12 protein-coding genes, 2 tRNA genes and 1 pseudogene are annotated in these 15,028 nt (G+C 64.9%); 6 read left to right on the top strand and 9 right to left on the bottom strand.

Features of this window, described 5'->3' with window-relative positions; all coding sequences use genetic code 11:
* Positions 1-76 precede the first annotated feature (76 nt).
* The 4 genes from CK215_RS00820 to CK215_RS00840 form a co-directional block, all read right to left on the bottom strand.
* The gene (locus tag CK215_RS00820; protein WP_095829831.1) at positions 77-1,222 is read right to left on the bottom strand and encodes a slipin family protein; all 1,146 of its coding nucleotides are present in this window, start codon (positions 1,220-1,222) and stop codon (positions 77-79) included.
* 353 nt (positions 1,223-1,575) lie between these two features.
* Positions 1,576-1,644 (bottom strand) — tRNA-Met (locus CK215_RS00830).
* Positions 1,645-1,718 (bottom strand) — tRNA-OTHER (locus CK215_RS00835). It abuts the tRNA gene before it with no gap.
* A gap of 221 nt (positions 1,719-1,939) precedes the next feature.
* Complete coding sequence (locus tag CK215_RS00840) at positions 1,940-2,488, bottom strand: histidine phosphatase family protein (protein WP_095829833.1); 549 nt, start codon at positions 2,486-2,488, stop codon at positions 1,940-1,942.
* Positions 2,489-2,651: 163 nt separating this feature from the next.
* Between CK215_RS00840 and CK215_RS00845 the strand changes: the two genes are divergently transcribed.
* From CK215_RS00845 to CK215_RS00855, 3 genes are all read left to right on the top strand, one after another.
* Positions 2,652-3,602, top strand: a complete 951-nt coding sequence (locus CK215_RS00845; RefSeq protein WP_095829834.1) for an AEC family transporter — start codon at positions 2,652-2,654, stop codon at positions 3,600-3,602.
* 152 nt (positions 3,603-3,754) lie between these two features.
* The gene (locus tag CK215_RS00850) at positions 3,755-5,212 is read left to right on the top strand and encodes an NAD-dependent succinate-semialdehyde dehydrogenase (RefSeq protein ID WP_095829835.1); all 1,458 of its coding nucleotides are present in this window, start codon (positions 3,755-3,757) and stop codon (positions 5,210-5,212) included.
* Between the two features lie 96 nt (positions 5,213-5,308).
* Positions 5,309-6,331, top strand: a complete 1,023-nt coding sequence (locus CK215_RS00855) for an aldose epimerase family protein (protein ID WP_095778465.1) — start codon at positions 5,309-5,311, stop codon at positions 6,329-6,331.
* On the opposite strand, the gene CK215_RS00860 is transcribed toward CK215_RS00855, so the two are convergent.
* The gene (locus CK215_RS00860; RefSeq protein ID WP_095829836.1) at positions 6,328-7,248 is read right to left on the bottom strand and encodes a sugar kinase; all 921 of its coding nucleotides are present in this window, start codon (positions 7,246-7,248) and stop codon (positions 6,328-6,330) included. The genes CK215_RS00855 and CK215_RS00860 overlap by 4 nt on opposite strands.
* A gap of 154 nt (positions 7,249-7,402) precedes the next feature.
* Here CK215_RS00860 and CK215_RS00865 point away from each other — a divergent pair, with 154 nt between their 5' ends.
* Both CK215_RS00865 and CK215_RS00870 read left to right on the top strand, forming a co-directional pair.
* Positions 7,403-7,846: a FixH family protein gene (locus CK215_RS00865; protein ID WP_095830144.1), complete on the top strand. Its 444-nt coding sequence runs from the start codon at positions 7,403-7,405 to the stop codon at positions 7,844-7,846.
* Between the two features lie 7 nt (positions 7,847-7,853).
* Positions 7,854-9,062, top strand: a complete 1,209-nt coding sequence (locus CK215_RS00870; RefSeq protein ID WP_095829837.1) for a cytochrome c peroxidase — start codon at positions 7,854-7,856, stop codon at positions 9,060-9,062.
* A 59-nt stretch (positions 9,063-9,121) separates the two neighbouring features.
* On the opposite strand, the gene CK215_RS00875 is transcribed toward CK215_RS00870, so the two are convergent.
* Positions 9,122-9,574, bottom strand: coding sequence for an Lrp/AsnC ligand binding domain-containing protein (locus CK215_RS00875; RefSeq protein WP_067329432.1), 453 nt, complete (start codon positions 9,572-9,574; stop codon positions 9,122-9,124).
* Positions 9,575-9,739: 165 nt separating this feature from the next.
* Between CK215_RS00875 and putA the strand changes: the two genes are divergently transcribed.
* Positions 9,740-13,348, top strand: a complete 3,609-nt coding sequence (putA, locus tag CK215_RS00880) for a bifunctional proline dehydrogenase/L-glutamate gamma-semialdehyde dehydrogenase PutA (RefSeq protein WP_095829838.1) — start codon at positions 9,740-9,742, stop codon at positions 13,346-13,348.
* A 32-nt stretch (positions 13,349-13,380) separates the two neighbouring features.
* On the opposite strand, the pseudogene CK215_RS00885 reads toward putA, so the two are convergent.
* The 3 genes and pseudogenes from CK215_RS00885 to CK215_RS00895 all read right to left on the bottom strand — a co-directional run.
* Positions 13,381-13,503: pseudogene (locus CK215_RS00885) on the bottom strand (antibiotic biosynthesis monooxygenase); the annotation flags it as partial.
* A gap of 9 nt (positions 13,504-13,512) precedes the next feature.
* Positions 13,513-14,373, bottom strand: coding sequence for a TonB family protein (locus tag CK215_RS00890; protein ID WP_245418575.1), 861 nt, complete (start codon positions 14,371-14,373; stop codon positions 13,513-13,515).
* Positions 14,374-14,589: 216 nt separating this feature from the next.
* Positions 14,590-15,027, bottom strand: coding sequence for a hypothetical protein (locus CK215_RS00895; protein WP_095828875.1), 438 nt, complete (start codon positions 15,025-15,027; stop codon positions 14,590-14,592).
* Between the last annotated feature and the right edge of the window lies 1 nt (position 15,028).

Below are 15,028 nucleotides of genomic sequence, written 5' to 3' on the forward strand. Positions count from 1 at the left end.
ATGGGATGCCGGCTTTGTGGACGCAAGAAGGGCCGCCGGGCAACCGGCGGCCCTTCCCATTTTACGTGGCGTAAGCTCAGCCTTCGCGGAGCTTGACCAGATCGTTGAGCAGCCCGCCCGTCCCGTTGTGGACAGTCAGGCGCTCGACCTTGCCGGCGATGGCCTCGAGAGCCTCAAGCTCCTTCAGCCGCAGCATCACCGGATTCTCGGCCATCACCTTGGCCGTGTTGAGCAGCGAACGCGTGGCGTTCGTCTCCTCGCGGCGGCGGATGACGTTGGCTTCGGCCTGCTTCTCGGCCGAAACCACCTGGTTGAGGATCTCGCGCATCTCGCCCGGCAGGATCACATCCTTAAGCGCGATATCGCTGACCTCGAGGCCGATCGCGGCCATGTCGGAACGCACCTTGGCGGCTGCCTCCTCATCGACCGTGATCTTCTTGTCGAGGATCTGGTCGAGGGTGAGCGCGCCGAGCGTCTTGCGGAAGGCGTACTGCAGGGCGCGGTAGAGGACTTCCGAGAAGTCCTTCACCGTGCTCACCGCCGTCACCGGATCGACGACCCGGTATTCGGCGGCGATGTTGACGCGGATCGTCACGCGATCCTTGGTCAGCACTTCCTGCCCGGCGACATCAAGCGACTGCCGCTTGAGGTCGACGACCTTCACCTGGACCATGCGCCCGACATTCCAGAAGGCGTGCACACCCGCGGCAAGCGTGCGGGTGTAGACGCCGTCCACGAACAGCAGACCGACCTGACCGTCCACGACCGGATGCAGGAACATGTGTTCCGTCTTTCGGGCCTGGCCGATCCGGCGCATCAAGGCCGGATCGACGGCCAGATCGGCCGCCGTGTCGACGGAGGTCACCGTCCACGGGCCGGCATCCGTCCACAGCACGAGCTTGCGATCCGGAGCGAGAACGGCATGAAGGGCGCCGTCGCGCTCGATCACGGCAATGTCGGTGCGCCCGGTGCGAACCACGGTGAAGTGACGCGCGGCCACATCCGGGAGCTTGTCGAACAATGCCTTCTCGTAGGCCGAAACGAATTCCGGGTTCTTCAGGTCGTGCCTGGAGATTTCCAGGTTTCCGCGCCGGTTGTCGAGCCAATGTTCGCCCGGCATCAGGACAGCCTGGATCTCGCCCTTGTAGAGGGCGACGGCACGTTCATTTTCCTTCACGAGGACGCGCTGGCGTCCCAGAACCTTTTCGAGAATGGTCTTCATTGTCTTACTCCTGTCGGGCATGGCCCCATGCGAGGCGTCACGTCATGCGTCGATCGTCCTTTCGTTTCTCGTTTCGTTTCCCGGCACGGATGATCCGGAGACCGGTGGCATCGCCAGGCGGCGGGCCTTCGGGAGCGGATCGCGGGGCGGCAAGGCGGGCGCCGGCGCCCGAAGGCTACTTTGCCGGCATTGCCGCGCCTTGATCGTCACCGCGAGCCTGGCCGCGAGCCGATGGCATCGGACCGTTCGATACGGCATCGGCCCGAAGGCTTAGCCGTCCGTCAGGTCTTCTGCATTCCGGTCCCCGGACCGTTTTGGATAACACCACCCAAAGGTGTCAGCTTAACAGGCCGTTGGAGAAGGAATCGAACCTTCGACAATCAGATTATGAGTCTGACGCTCTAACCAAACTGAGCTATCCGTGGTGCTGATGAAGGGACTCGAACCCCTGACCTCCGGACCCAAATCCGGCGCTCTTCCTCTGAGCTACATCGGCGATCCCAACACTCCGAAACGGCGCCGTACACAGCGCGGCAAAGCCGGCTGCGCGGGCGGAGACGAAAGCTCCAACCGTTGTGCTCGCTTCGGTTTTCGTGACCGGGAGCGCGCCTATAGACCCTGCGACGGCTTGTCGCAAGCGGCATTGTCGCGGGGGCTTGCGGCTTCTTGCGGCTGTGTCATTTCGGCCACAGCGCTGAGCTGTGCAGACCTATGCCGTCAGAAGGTGACGCGGCCGAGCACTTTGAGGCCATCGCCATCCGGCGCCACGACCACGGCCTCGCCCTCGCGCGGCGCGACGCCGGTGAGCGCCTGGATGTTTTCCAGATGCGTGACCAGCACCAGATTGTCAGAGCCGGAATAGCCCCGGATCTCCTTCATCACCGCCTCCATCTGAGCGGCCTTCTCAGCCGAGTCGGTCTTGAGCAGGTCGAGCGGCGCAAATGGTTTCGGTTCGGCCTCGAAAGCGATGCGGGCGGTGTCAAGGCAGCGGCAGTAGCGGCTGGAGAGCACACGCTCGATGGGCGCCGCGCGCGCCGCGAACAGCGCGCCGATGCGGCTTGACTGCTGCTTGCCGCGCTCGGACAGGTTGAGCTGGGTGGCGCAATTGCCGATGTCGAAATTCGCCGGATCGGTGGTCCCGGTGACGAAGGCATGCCTAAGCAGCACGATATGGCCGCCATCGCGCAGCAGTGCCCAGCCGGCGTCGGTTGCATGGGCGAGGGTGGGAACGGCAAGCAGGAAAAGCGCCAGGGCAAGTCGCAGCATGTGAAGTCCTTATGGCGGCCGGAGAGGCCGGGGCCATGTTCGGCATATAGGGACCGCAAAGCCGGCTGAAAAACAAGCAGAGGACCAACGGTCGGCCGGATAACGGCCGATTGCACGGCGCTCGAGGCTTGCCTATCACGCGAAGGATGTCTCCGCCCGAACAATGACGCCGCTCACCGAAACCGTCCTCTTCGTCTTCAGTCTCGTTGCGCTCGGCTATCTCGCCGGCCTTACCGGCTATCTGAAGCCGGCAAGTGGTGAGGGCATATCCGAATTCGCCGTCAACGTGGCTATGCCGCTGCTCTTGTTCCAGACGATGGTGAAGTCCGATTTCCATGGCGTGGCGCCATGGTCGCTGTGGAGCGCCTATTTTGCGGCGGTTGCCGTCACCTGGTCCGCCGGGCACCTGGTCATGACGCGCCTCTTCGGCCGCGATGCCCGTGCCGGCATCGTCGGCGGCGTGTCCTCGGCCTATTCCAATGTCGTGCTGCTTGGCGCGCCCTTCATCCTCGGCATATTCGGCACCAGCGGCTTCGAGGTGCTGTCGCTGCTGGTCTCGATCCACCTGCCTGTCATGATGATGGCGTCAATCGTGCTGTTCGAGATGTTCGGCCGTCGCGGCGAGGAGTCCGTGCATCCGTTGCGCGTCATCCGGAATTTCCTCAGGCGGCTGCTCGTCAACCCGCTTATCATTGGCATTCTCGCGGGGCTCGCCTGGCGCTTCACCGGCGCGCCGATGCCGCCGCTGATCGGGCGGCTGGTCGACGCGCTGGCCGATACGGCCGGGGCGGTGGCGCTGTTTGCGATGGGGCTCAGCCTGTGCCGCTTCGGCATATCCGGCAACATCCGCCCGGCGCTCGCGCTGTCGGCGCTGAAACTCTTCCTGATGCCGGCCTTGGTGCTGCTCGCGGTCTGGCTGCTCGGCCTGCCGCCGCTGACGGCAAAGGTCGCCGTCGTCGTGGCGGCACTGCCTTCCGGCATCAATTCCTATCTCATCGCCGTCCAATTCAACACCGGCCAGGCGCTGGCGTCCAACCAGATGACGATCGCCACGGCCAGCGCGGTGCTCACCACATCCTTCTGGCTGACGGTGGTCCTGCACGTGTTCGGCTAGCGCTCGTTTTTGCTGGCCCAACCCCCATATGCCATCTTGTGATTGCTTGCCGGGCTTTCCCTAGGTAAGAGCAATGCGCCGGCGTGCAGCCTTGCACGCCCCCGAATATCCAGAAAAACGGCCGATCAGCGCGCCGAAACGGAGGCCAGACCATGCTTCAGAAAACCAGTCATTTCATGCGCCAGGCCAATCTCATCAACGGCGAATGGGTGCAGGCCGACAGCGGGCAGACCATCGACGTCAACAATCCGGCGACCGGCCTGAAGATCGGCACCGTGCCGAAGGCCGGCAAGGCCGAAACCCGCCGCGCCGTCGAGGCCGCCGATGAAGCATTCAAGAGCTGGCGCAAGACTACCGCGCTCGAGCGCTCGAAGCTTCTGCGCAAGCTGCACGACGCAATGATGGACAATCAGGACGTGCTGGCCGAGTTGCTCACCATCGAGCAGGGCAAGTCGCTGTTCGAATCCAAGGGCGAGATCGGCTCGGCCGCGAGCTATATCCTGTGGTTCGCCGAGGAAGGCCGCCGCACCTATGGCGACATCGTGCCGTCGCCCTGGGGCGACCGCCGCATCCTGGTGACGAAGGAGCCGGTCGGCGTCATTGCCGCCATCACGCCGTGGAACTTCCCGTCCTCGATGCTCGCCCGCAAGCTCGGACCGGCGCTGGCCGCGGGCTGCACGGCCGTGGTCAAACCGGCCTCGCAGACGCCTTATTCGGGCCTCGCCTGGGGCGCGCTCGCCGAAGAGGTCGGCTTCCCCAAGGGCGTCATCAACATCCTGACCGGTTCGGCCGGCGAGATCGGCGACGAGATCTGCGCCAACCCGCTGGTCAAGAAGATCACCTTCACCGGTTCGACCGAGGTCGGCAAGATCCTGATTCAGAAGTCGTCGACGACGGTCAAGAAAGTGTCAATGGAACTCGGCGGCAATGCTCCGTTCCTGGTCTTCGACGATGCCGACATCGATCGCGCCGTCACCGGCGCCATCACCGCGAAGTACCGCAATTCCGGCCAGACCTGCGTCTGCACCAACCGCTTCCTCGTCCAGGCGGGTATCTATGACAAGTTCGTCGAGAAGCTGGCCGCTGCCAGCAACAGTCTGAAGGTCGGCTCCGGCCTGGAAGAAGGCGTGCAGCAGGGGCCGCTGATCGACGAGAAAGCGGTCGAGAAGGTCGAGGAACTGATCGCCGATGCCACCTCGAAGGGCGGCAAGGTCGTTGCCGGCGGCAATCGCCATGCGCTCGGCGGCTCGTTCTTCCAGCCGACGGTCATCGCCGACGCCACGCCCAAGATGCGCTTCATGAAGGAAGAGATCTTCGGGCCGGTCGCCCCGGTGTTCAAGTTCGAGACCGAGGAAGAAGCGATCGCATTGGCTAACGACACCGAGTTCGGCCTCGCCTGCTATTTCTACACCGGCGATCTCGGCCGCGCCTTCCGCGTCATGGAAGGGCTGAAATACGGCATGGTCGGCGTCAATGAAGGCCTGATCACCACGCCCGAGGCGCCGTTCGGCGGCGTCAAGGAATCGGGCCTCGGCAAGGAAGGCGGACATCAGGGCATCGAGGACTATCTCGACACCAAATATGTCTGCATCGGCGGCCTCGGCCTCTGACACCGCTCGACTGGTGGGGCAGGCATCAGGCCTGCCCTTGCCGGAGACGGCCGGCGTAGTCCACAGATCAATGAACTGACGTTTTCGGGCACAGCGATGAAGGACGGCGAGGTCTTCGGCACGACGCAGGCGGGCGAGGCCGTTCGCCGCTTCACCATCCGTGGCGGTGGTCTCACGGCCAACATCATCGGGCTTGGCGCGATCATCCAGGATCTGCGGCTCGCCGGCCATGATGCGCCGCTGGTGATGGGCTACGACCAGTTCGAGCCCTATGAGACCGACCGCGCCTATTTCGGCGCCGTCGTCGGCCGCTTCGCCAATCGCATTCGCGACGGCCGCTTCACCATCGCCGGCAAGCGCTACCAGACCGAGCGCAATTTTCTAGGGAAACACACGCTGCATGGCGGCTCGGAGGGCTATTTCCACCGGCCATGGTCGGTCTCGCTGCACGGGCGCGATTTCGTGACGCTGACACTGCACGATCCCGATGGCACGATGGGCTTTCCAGGCGCGCTGGACGTCACCTGCACCTACCGGCTGAAGATCCCCGGCACGCTCAGCATGGAACTGACCGCCACATGCGAGGAGCCGACGCTCTGTAATCTTGCGCAGCACTCCTACTTCAATCTCGACGACGGGGGCGCGGGCGACATTCTCGACCACCGGCTGATGCTCAATGCCGGCGCTTATACGCCCGTCGACGCAGAGATGATCCCGACCGGCGCGGTGAAGCCCGTCGACGGCACGCCCTATGACTTCCGCCAGGCGCGGCCGCTGCGCATGGAATCGGAAGGCGAGCAGCTTCCCTACGATCTGAATTACTGCCTCGCCTCCAGCCGTGGACCGCTGCACCAGGCAGCCTGGGTGCAGGGCGCCAGTTCCGGCGTCGAAATGGAAGTCTGGACCACCGAGCCCGGCCTGCAGCTCTATATCGGCCAGTATGTCGCGCCGTCCTCCCCTGGGCTGGACGGGCGCGGCTACAAAGCCTTTTCAGGCTTCTGCCTCGAAGCTCAGACCTGGCCCGACGCGCCGAACCGGCCCTATTTCCCACAGGCCACGCTTTGGCCGGGCCAGATCTACCATCAGGTGACGGAATACAGGTTCCGGCTCCCTAGCTAGATCCCAAAGGCTGTTCTTAGAATCTCGAACGGCGCGAGCGCGCCGCGCACCTGTACGACGGCCGCAGCCACCCGATGCGCGCGCCGAACCGCGTCGACTGGGTCGTGACCGGCAAGCCGGGCGGCGAGATAGCCGCCGTTGAAGGAATCGCCGGCGCCGGTGGTATCGACAGGCGAGGCGACATGCACTGCCTCGATTGTTTCCGAGGCGCCGTCCACGGCAATCAATGCCGGCTGCTCGCCGTTCTTGACGACAACCTCGCCGACCACTCCTCCGAGACGCCTGGCAGTTGTTTCCGGCGCCTCATCGCCAAACAGCATCTGCTCATCCGGAAAAGTGGGCAATGCGATATCCGCGACGGCGAGCGCTTCCAAGATCGCAGCCTCAGCGGTTTCACGGCTCGGCCACAGCCTGGAACGGTAATTCGGGTCAAAGGCGACCAGCGAACCCGCCGCGCGTGCTGTCGCGACGGCCGAAAGCAGGGTTTTGCGCGCGGCATCATCCAGAATTGCCAAAGTGATTCCGGAAAAATAGACAAGCGCCTGGTTTTCAAGACTTTTCGCCAGTGCCGCTGCATCGGAGGCAAGCTGGCGCGCGGCAGCATCGCTTCGCCAGTAAGTGAAGGCGCGCTCGGCTCCGGTGAGCGTGATGGCGTAAAGGCCCGGCCTTGCGCCGGCAATGACCGGGCTGCTGCCGATACCGATGCCGTTCTGGGCTAAGAACGCGATCTGATCGCGGGAAAAAGGGTCGTCACCGAACGCCGAGACATAGGTCGCGGGCCGGCCGGGATTGAGCGCATGCAGCGCCCATAGCGTATTGAAAGTGTCGCCGGCAAAGCCCATACGCCAGTTCGGTCCTGCCTGGCCCGACAGTTCGAGCATGCATTCGCCGATCGACGCGACACCATTGGCTTCCATATGACTTGTCCTCCTAAAGCTTTGGTGCTGTAGCTTTTTGCAGCCGGCAGCGCCATGCTTGGCGCAGGCCGATTTTTGCGCCAGAAGCGATTTCCCACAGGCGGGAGGGATGCTGCGCGCAGCCTGTGACGTTATCAGCCGAAGAGGAGCCGGTTTGGCATCGATATGGCGTTACATTCTTGCGGGTCTCGGTCTTGCTGCCCTGCTGGTCGGCATCCTGACAGTCGTCTATCTGACGACGCCGCATTCGGCACCAGGCCCCGATAAGTCGCGTTCGAAAAAGACGGCGAGCGGCCTGTTCGTTGCGAGCTTCGAGCCGGAGCGCGGCGTCATTCGGCAGGGCGAGCTGCAATCCTGGTTGCTGACGCTGAAGACCGCCGCCGGCGCTCCGGTGGAGGGGGCCGCGATCACCGTTTCCGGCGGCATGCCGCAGCACAATCACGGCCTGCCGACCAGCCCGCAGGCGACCGACTATATGGGGGCGGGACGCTACCGCATCGACGGCGTGAAATTCACCATGACCGGCTGGTGGCAATTGCGCTTCGCGATCTCGGCGGCGGCGGGTTCCGATTCCGTCGTCTTCAACATCGTGTTGTGAGCGGCCGATGAAGCGTCTTCTCCGCCTCGCAAGCCTGTCCGCTCTGGCTGCGCTCGCTTGGCTTGGCGGTTGCGGCGAGCCCGAGTTCAGCGACGCCGAGAAGAAGACCATCGCCTCGCTGGCGTTGAACACGCTGCCGGCGCTCAAAGCGGACACGACGAACCAGTATGCCGATGTGCCGGCCGCTGCAGCGCTCGGATCGACGCTGTTCTTCGATGTCGGCATGAGCCGCGACGGCACGGTGTCCTGCTCGACCTGCCACAAGATCGACCGTCAGTTCCAGGACGACCTGCCGCGGGCGGTCGGCGTCGGCCACACCAATCGCCGAACCATGCCGCTGGCCGGCGTGGCGCGCGATCCTTGGTTCTTCTGGGACGGACGTCGCGACAGTTTGTGGGCGCAAGCGCTGACACCGCTCGAAAACCCGCTGGAGCAGGCCGGCAACCGCGCGGCCTTCGCGCATTACATCAAGGACCGGTTCGGCGAGCGCTATGAGCGCATTTTCGGGCCGCTGCCCGATCTTTCCACCGTGCCGGCCAATGCCAGCCCTCTCGGCACCGAGGCCGAAAAGGCGGCATGGAACGCCATGCCAGCCAGCCAGGCCGAAGACGTCAACCGCGTCTTTGCCAATATCGGCAAGGCAATCGCGGCCTTCGAGCGCTCGATCGAACCTGGGCAGTCGCGTTTCGACCGCTTCGCCATCGACCTCGCGACCGGCACCAAGCCGCAAGGCGATGCTGCCTTCTCGCCGGAAGAGATCCTCGGGCTGAAGCTGTTCATCGGCAAGGCCAATTGCGTGACCTGCCATAATGGGCCGCGCTTCACCGACAGTTCGTTCCACAACACCGGCGTGCCGCCGGTCAAGGATCTGCCGCCCGACCGCGGCCGGGTCGATGCCGTCGCTCAAGTGCAGGCGGACCCGTTCAGCTGCTTCGGCAAGTTCCGCGACGGCGATGAAAGCGCCTGCCGCGAATTGCGCTTCATGGTGAAGGACGGGCAGCAACTCGTGCGCGCCTACAAGACGCCGTCGCTCAGGGGGGCAGCTACGCGTGCGCCCTACATGCATGCCGGGCAGTTCTCGACCCTCGACGAGGTGGTGGCGCATTATTCGAAAGCGGCGTCCAGCGTCGAAGGCGTTTCGGAGATCCACCCGCTCGAGCTCTCCGATCGCGAGCGCGCGGCTCTGGTGGCGTTTCTGAAGACTCTGTCGGAGTAGAGTCTTAATTTTGTGCAATTCCGGACGGAAAACCGCTGCGCATCTTTCCTGGAATTCCGCTAGCGATCCTTCACGGTCTCCATCGCTACGAAGGTCGAAGTCTGCGCCACGTGGGGAAGGGCCGAAATGCGCTCGCCGAGCACGCGGCGGTAGGCGGCGATATCGGTGGTGCGGACCTTCAGGAGATAGTCGAAGCTGGACGCCATCATATGGCACTGCTCGATCTCCGGCACGCCCTGCACCGCGCGGTTGAACGCGTCGAGCGCCGCCGAGCGCGTATCCGACAGCTTCACCTGGACGAAGGCGACATGGCCTTCGCCCATGCGCTCCCGGTCGATGATCGCGCGATAGCCTCTGATGTAGCCCTCCTTCTCAAGACGCTTCACACGGGCCTGCACCGGGGTCTTCGACAGCCCGACCTTCAAAGCCAGCTCGGACATTGAAAGCCGGCCGTCGCGCCCGAGCGCGGCCAGGATGTTGCGGTCAATGCGGTCCAATTGGTCTTCGTTCATCGGTCTTACGGTCAAAATGGCGGGAGCTAAGCCTATACGATAGCTCGAATGGACTGTCACGTCGATTTCTTTGGACCGACCTGGGCTCCCAGCTGTGCTAGCTTGCGCCAATCGGTCCGGCGACCGCCAGACCCGCTCGCTAACGCTTGCTCTCATGGATCCGACATGCCGCTCGATGCCATCCGCCAGCAGATCCGCGCCAACTATTTGCCCGACGAAGACGAGGCGGTGAGGCGACTGTCCGCGGCTGCCGGGCTTTCGGCGGAAGAGCGCAAGGCGATCTCGGCGCGTGCGGCCGATCTGGTGCGCGCGGTGCGCGGCTCGAGCGACCCTCGGCTGATGGAGGTTTTTCTTTCGGCCTATGGCCTGTCGACCAAGGAAGGCGTGGCGCTGATGTGTCTCGCCGAGGCGCTGCTGCGCGTTCCCGATGCCGAGACGATGGACGATCTCATCGCCGACAAGATCGCGCCCCATGACTGGTCGGCGCATTCGGGCAGCTCGAGTTCCATTTTCGTCAACGCCTCGACCTGGGCGCTGATGCTGACGGGCCGCGTGCTCGATGAAGGCGAGGGCGGTATCGAAGGCACGCTGCGCGCCATGGTGCGCAGGCTCGGCGAGCCGGTCATCCGCAAGGCCGTGGCGGCGGCGATGCGCGAAATGGGCGAGCAGTTCGTGCTCGGCCGCACCATCGCCGAGGCGGTCAAGCGCGGCCGTCCGATGACGCAGAAGGGCTATCTCTATTCCTTCGACATGCTGGGTGAGGCGGCCCGCACCGAGGCTGATGCGCTGCGCTATCACCGCGCCTATGCGGATGCGATTTCCTCGCTCGACGCGGGGTCCAATGGCCCGGACATTCGCTACAACCACGGCATTTCGGTCAAGCTTTCGGCACTGCATCCGCGCTATGAGGTGGCGCAGAAGGAGAAGATGCTGCCGGTAATGGCCGAGCGGCTGTTGTCGCTGGCGCTTGCCGCGCGGCATTCGCGCATGGGCCTCAACATCGATGCCGAAGAGGCCGACCGGCTCGATTTGTCGCTCGACGTCATCGAACGCGTGCTCGCCGAAACGGAGCTTGCCGGCTGGGATGGTTTCGGCGTCGTCGTCCAGGCCTATGGCCCGCGCGCGGCCTTCGTCATCGACTGGCTCTATGCGCTTGCCAAAAAATACGACCGCAAGATCATGGTGCGGCTGGTGAAGGGCGCCTATTGGGACACCGAGATCAAGCGGGCACAGACGCTTGGGCTTGCCGGCTATCCGGTCTTCACCCGCAAGACCAACACCGACGTCTCGTATGTGGCCTGCGCGCGAAAACTGCTGTCGATGACCGACCGCATCTATCCGCAATTCGCCAGCCACAACGCGCACACGGTGGCTGCCGTCCTGTCGATGGCGAAGGATCGCGACTCCTTCGAATTCCAGCGTCTGCACGGCATGGGCGAATCGCTGCACGAGACGGTGCGCAAGGCCGAAAGGACGCGCTGCCGCATCTACGCGCCGGTCGGTGCGCATTCCGACCTGCTCGCCTATCTGGTGCGGCGGCTCTTGGAAAACGGCGCCAACTCCTCCTTCGTCCACCAGTTGACCGACGAGGAGGTCGAGCCGGAAGAAATCGCCCGCGACCCGCTGGAGGCTTTAGAGAAACAAGGGCCCGCCGCCAATCCGGCGATCGCGCGGCCCGCCGCGATCTTCGGCGCCCACCGGTGCAATTCAAAAGGGTTCGACATCAGTGACGCGGTGACTCTTGCAGCCATCGACAGGGCACGGGCGGAATTCGCGGGAGCGGATCGCTGGCATGCCAAGCCGATCACGCGCGCCGCCGGCTACGGCAAGCCGCGCCAGATCGTCAACCCGGCCAAGCCCGATGAGGTCGTCGGCACCGTGCATGAGGCGGCGGCCAAGCAGGTCGCGACGGCCGTGCGTATCGCTGTGGAGGCGCAACCGGCCTGGGCAAAAGGCCCGGTTGCCGAGCGCGCCGCGATCCTCAACCGCGCCGCCGACCTCTACGAGGCCAATGCCGCCGAGTTCTTCGCTTTGGCCACTCGAGAGGCCGGCAAGTCGTTGGCCGACGGCGTCGCCGAAGTGCGCGAGGCGGTCGATTTCCTGCGTTACTATGCGGCCGAGGCGGCGAATGCCGAAGCGGGCACTGAAGCCCGTGGCGCGATCGTCTGCATCTCGCCGTGGAATTTCCCGCTGGCCATCTTCACCGGCCAGATCGCGGCAGCGCTCGTCACCGGCAATTCGGTGATCGCCAAGCCCGCCGAGCAGACGCCGCTGATCGCCTTCCGCGCCGTCGAGATGCTGCGCGAGGCCGGCGTGCCGGAGGATATCATCCAGCTCCTGCCGGGTGACGGTGCGTCGGTCGGAGCGCCGCTCACCGCCGACCCGCGCATCGCAGGTGTCTGCTTTACCGGCTCGACCGAGGTCGCCAAGCTGATCGAAAAACAGCTGGCCGAAACGGCGGCGCCCGATGCCATGCTGATTGCCGAGACGGGTGGGCTGAACGCCATGATCGTCGATTCCACGGCGCTTCCCGAGCAGGCGGTTCGCGACATCCTCGCCTCCGCCTTCCAGAGCGCCGGGCAGCGCTGCTCGGCGCTGCGCGTGCTCTACGTGCAGAAGGATGTCGAGAAGAAGATGCTGGCCATGCTGAAGGGCGCGATGGAGGCCCTCAATGTCGGCGATCCGTGGCTGATCTCGACCGATGTCGGCCCGGTCATCGACGATGAGGCGCAGGCCTCGATCAGCGACTACTGCAAGAAAAAGGGGCTGGAGGGGCGCCTCATCGCCAAGCTCGAAGCGCCGGCTGCCGGCCGCTTCGTCGCGCCGCATGTCTTTCGGGTCAAAGGCATCGAGGAGATGGAGCGCGAAGTGTTCGGCCCGGTGCTGCATGTCGCCACCTTCGACGCCGACGACATCGACGCGGTGATTGCCGGCATCAACCGCAAGGGCTACGGCCTGACCTTCGGCCTGCACACCCGCATCGAGGGCCGCGTCCAGCATTTCGTCGACGGCATCCATGCCGGCAACATCTATGTCAACCGAAACCAGATCGGCGCCGTCGTCGGCTCGCAGCCCTTCGGCGGCGAGGGTCTGTCCGGCACCGGGCCGAAGGCCGGCGGGCCGCATTATCTGCGCCGCTTCCGCAAGGGCCCCCAAGCCGGCACGGAAGTCGGCGACGGCCACAAGGTGACGGCGACGGAACTCGCCGACAATCTGCCGGACCCGACGCTTGGCGGCTGGTCGACGCGACCAGATCGCGTGGCGATTCTGAGAAAACATCTGCGCGGCAAGGGGGCTGCGGCCATCGCCGCCGCAGCGAGCCTCGATTTCGGGCAGGTCGACCTGCCGGGCCCGACCGGCGAGGCCAACACGCTGTCGCTGGCGCCGCGCGGACGGGTGCTCTGCCTCGGGCCGGATGCCGAGACGCTGCTTGCGCAGACAATCCAGGCTTTAGCCGCCGGCAATGCCGTTCTGGCAGTGGCGCCAGGCGCGCCGGCGGCGCTGTCGGCGCTGACCGGCAAGGGCCTGCCGCTGGCGGCGATCGACGGCCGGCCGGACCCGGTCGAGGCACGCTCGCTGCGCGTCGACGTCGTTGCCTTCTCCGGCACGCCGGAAGCGGCGCGCATCGTGCGCAAGGTGGTTGCCGAGCGCGCCGGGCCGATCGTGCCGCTGGTCGGCGAAGTGCTTAATCCGGCGGCTTATGCGCATGAGCGCGCGGTCTGCGTTGACACGACGGCGGCCGGCGGCAATGCCAGCCTGCTTGCTGCGGCCTAATCAGGTGCGGAAGGCCGCCGCGTTAGCGGCGGTCAGGCGCCCTCGACGACCAAAAACCCTTCGAACTCGGGGTGGCCAAGATAATGCACCTTGGCGGTGCCGGCGTTGCGATGGGCGGCGCGAAAGTTCTCCGACTTCGTCCAGGCGATGAAATCGCGGAGGCTTTAAAAAGGGCCGATCCGCGCCTTGAACACCCAACTTGATTTTCCGGTCTCGGGTGGAATGGGAGGGAACGGGGCTTGCTTGCGCACCAGCGTCAAAGCGAACTGATCGAGCTCGGAGGACCCTGAACTTTCAGCGAGTTGCAGGTCGCTGACGCTGCCGTCGGCCGCGACGACGAAAACCACCCTGGCGTTGTTGCGAGCCTTGGCCTGGATCGATTTCGAAACGCGACGGTTGGCGCGCGCAAGTTTCTTCTGGATTTCACCGCTGTAGTGGGATTCCAGGGCATTGCCGGCAGCGGCCTGTTTCTTGCCCTTGCTGGCGGCAACAGGCGCGTCGCGTGTATCGCCATCCGCCGTGCCGCCGGTTGCATTGGTCTGGTCTGCCGCTGCCGATGGGGCTGGGGCGCTCGATGTCGCACTGGGGACCGGTGGCTGTTGAGGCTCGGCAAGGGGCGCTTCAGCGCTTTGCAGTTCGGTCGCGGGCGTAGGTTTGCTGTCGTCGGGGACAGTCTGGTCATCCTCGCGTGGGCTGGTGGCCGCCACGATATCCGGCGCGGAAGCGGCTTCCTTGACGGCTTGCGGCGGAAGCTGAGGCGTCGAGGGTTCGCTTGCTGGTTCCTGCGCTTCGACCGGCGGTGCGGGCTGCGCGGCCTGGCGTTTCACCGGCTGCAGTTCGGGCACCAAGGTGACATCCACGGCGCCGGACGACTGGTCGTCCAGGGCGCTGCCGGTGACGTTGGCGCCGGACTGATCTGTGCCCTCGGCCCGAATCGCGTCCATGGAGTCGAATATCCCGGCAGGCGCGAACAGGAACGCGGCCGCCGCAGCGCCATGGAGCAGGCCGGAAGCGATGATCGCCACCGGCCATTTGCGATGCCCGGCCGAGTGCCGCGGCTGCATGAGCGGCTCGGCCGGCGTGATCGCCGGTTCGCTGCCTGCATCGGAGGAGTGATTGATGTCCTGCATGTCTCGCGCCGAGACCTGCTGTACGCGATAAGAAATTGTCAAATCAAGATCGGTTGCCGCCTATGGCCCACGCCATGGCATCTCCTGGCGGGCCGGATGCAATCCCCACCTCTATACGCCGAAGGCGATGGCGGTTTTAGTCGAGGTCTTCAGGTCGCGCATGCAGGCCGTCGGCTCGACGCCGGTTCCAGCGCATTCCGTCGCGCTGTTGATCAGCACGCGGCCGAGCTTGCCGCATTCGGCGCCCGCGAGATAGAAGCGCGTGACTTTAGTCTTGCCGAGCGGCAGGTCCTTGAAATCGAGCACGGTGAGGCGGTCGACAACGCCTGACTCATTGAACAGCGCGATCTCGAAAGCGGCCTTCGACAGGTCGGCGCCGAGCGCGTTGTTGACGACGAAGGTCAGCCGGCAGCCCTTGTCCGAAGGCTGCACGGCGTTGAGTTCGAGATTAAGGGCCGGCGCCGGCGCGGACTGGGCGCATGCCGGCACCGGGCCGAGCGACATCGCCAGCGCCGATGTCAAGAGACGGAGCGATGTCGTCAAGTTCATG

Source organism: Mesorhizobium sp. WSM3864, from assembly GCF_002294955.1.
Classification (GTDB): Bacteria; Pseudomonadota; Alphaproteobacteria; order Rhizobiales; family Rhizobiaceae; genus Mesorhizobium.

Excerpts from the sequence above, each read along its gene's own strand:
- CK215_RS00820 (WP_095829831.1), bottom strand. The coding sequence starts at position 1,222 with ATGAAGACCATTCTCGAAAAGGTTCTGGGACGCCAGCGCGTCCTCGTG.
- CK215_RS00840 (WP_095829833.1), bottom strand. The coding sequence starts at position 2,488 with ATGCTGCGACTTGCCCTGGCGCTTTTCCTGCTTGCCGTTCCCACCCTC.
- CK215_RS00845 (WP_095829834.1), top strand. The coding sequence starts at position 2,652 with ATGACGCCGCTCACCGAAACCGTCCTCTTCGTCTTCAGTCTCGTTGCG.
- CK215_RS00850 (WP_095829835.1), top strand. The coding sequence starts at position 3,755 with ATGCTTCAGAAAACCAGTCATTTCATGCGCCAGGCCAATCTCATCAAC.
- CK215_RS00855 (WP_095778465.1), top strand. The coding sequence starts at position 5,309 with ATGAAGGACGGCGAGGTCTTCGGCACGACGCAGGCGGGCGAGGCCGTT.
- CK215_RS00860 (WP_095829836.1), bottom strand. The coding sequence starts at position 7,248 with ATGGAAGCCAATGGTGTCGCGTCGATCGGCGAATGCATGCTCGAACTG.
- CK215_RS00870 (WP_095829837.1), top strand. The coding sequence starts at position 7,854 with ATGAAGCGTCTTCTCCGCCTCGCAAGCCTGTCCGCTCTGGCTGCGCTC.
- CK215_RS00875 (WP_067329432.1), bottom strand. The coding sequence starts at position 9,574 with ATGAACGAAGACCAATTGGACCGCATTGACCGCAACATCCTGGCCGCG.
- putA (WP_095829838.1), top strand. The coding sequence starts at position 9,740 with ATGCCGCTCGATGCCATCCGCCAGCAGATCCGCGCCAACTATTTGCCC.
- CK215_RS00895 (WP_095828875.1), bottom strand. The coding sequence starts at position 15,027 with ATGAACTTGACGACATCGCTCCGTCTCTTGACATCGGCGCTGGCGATG.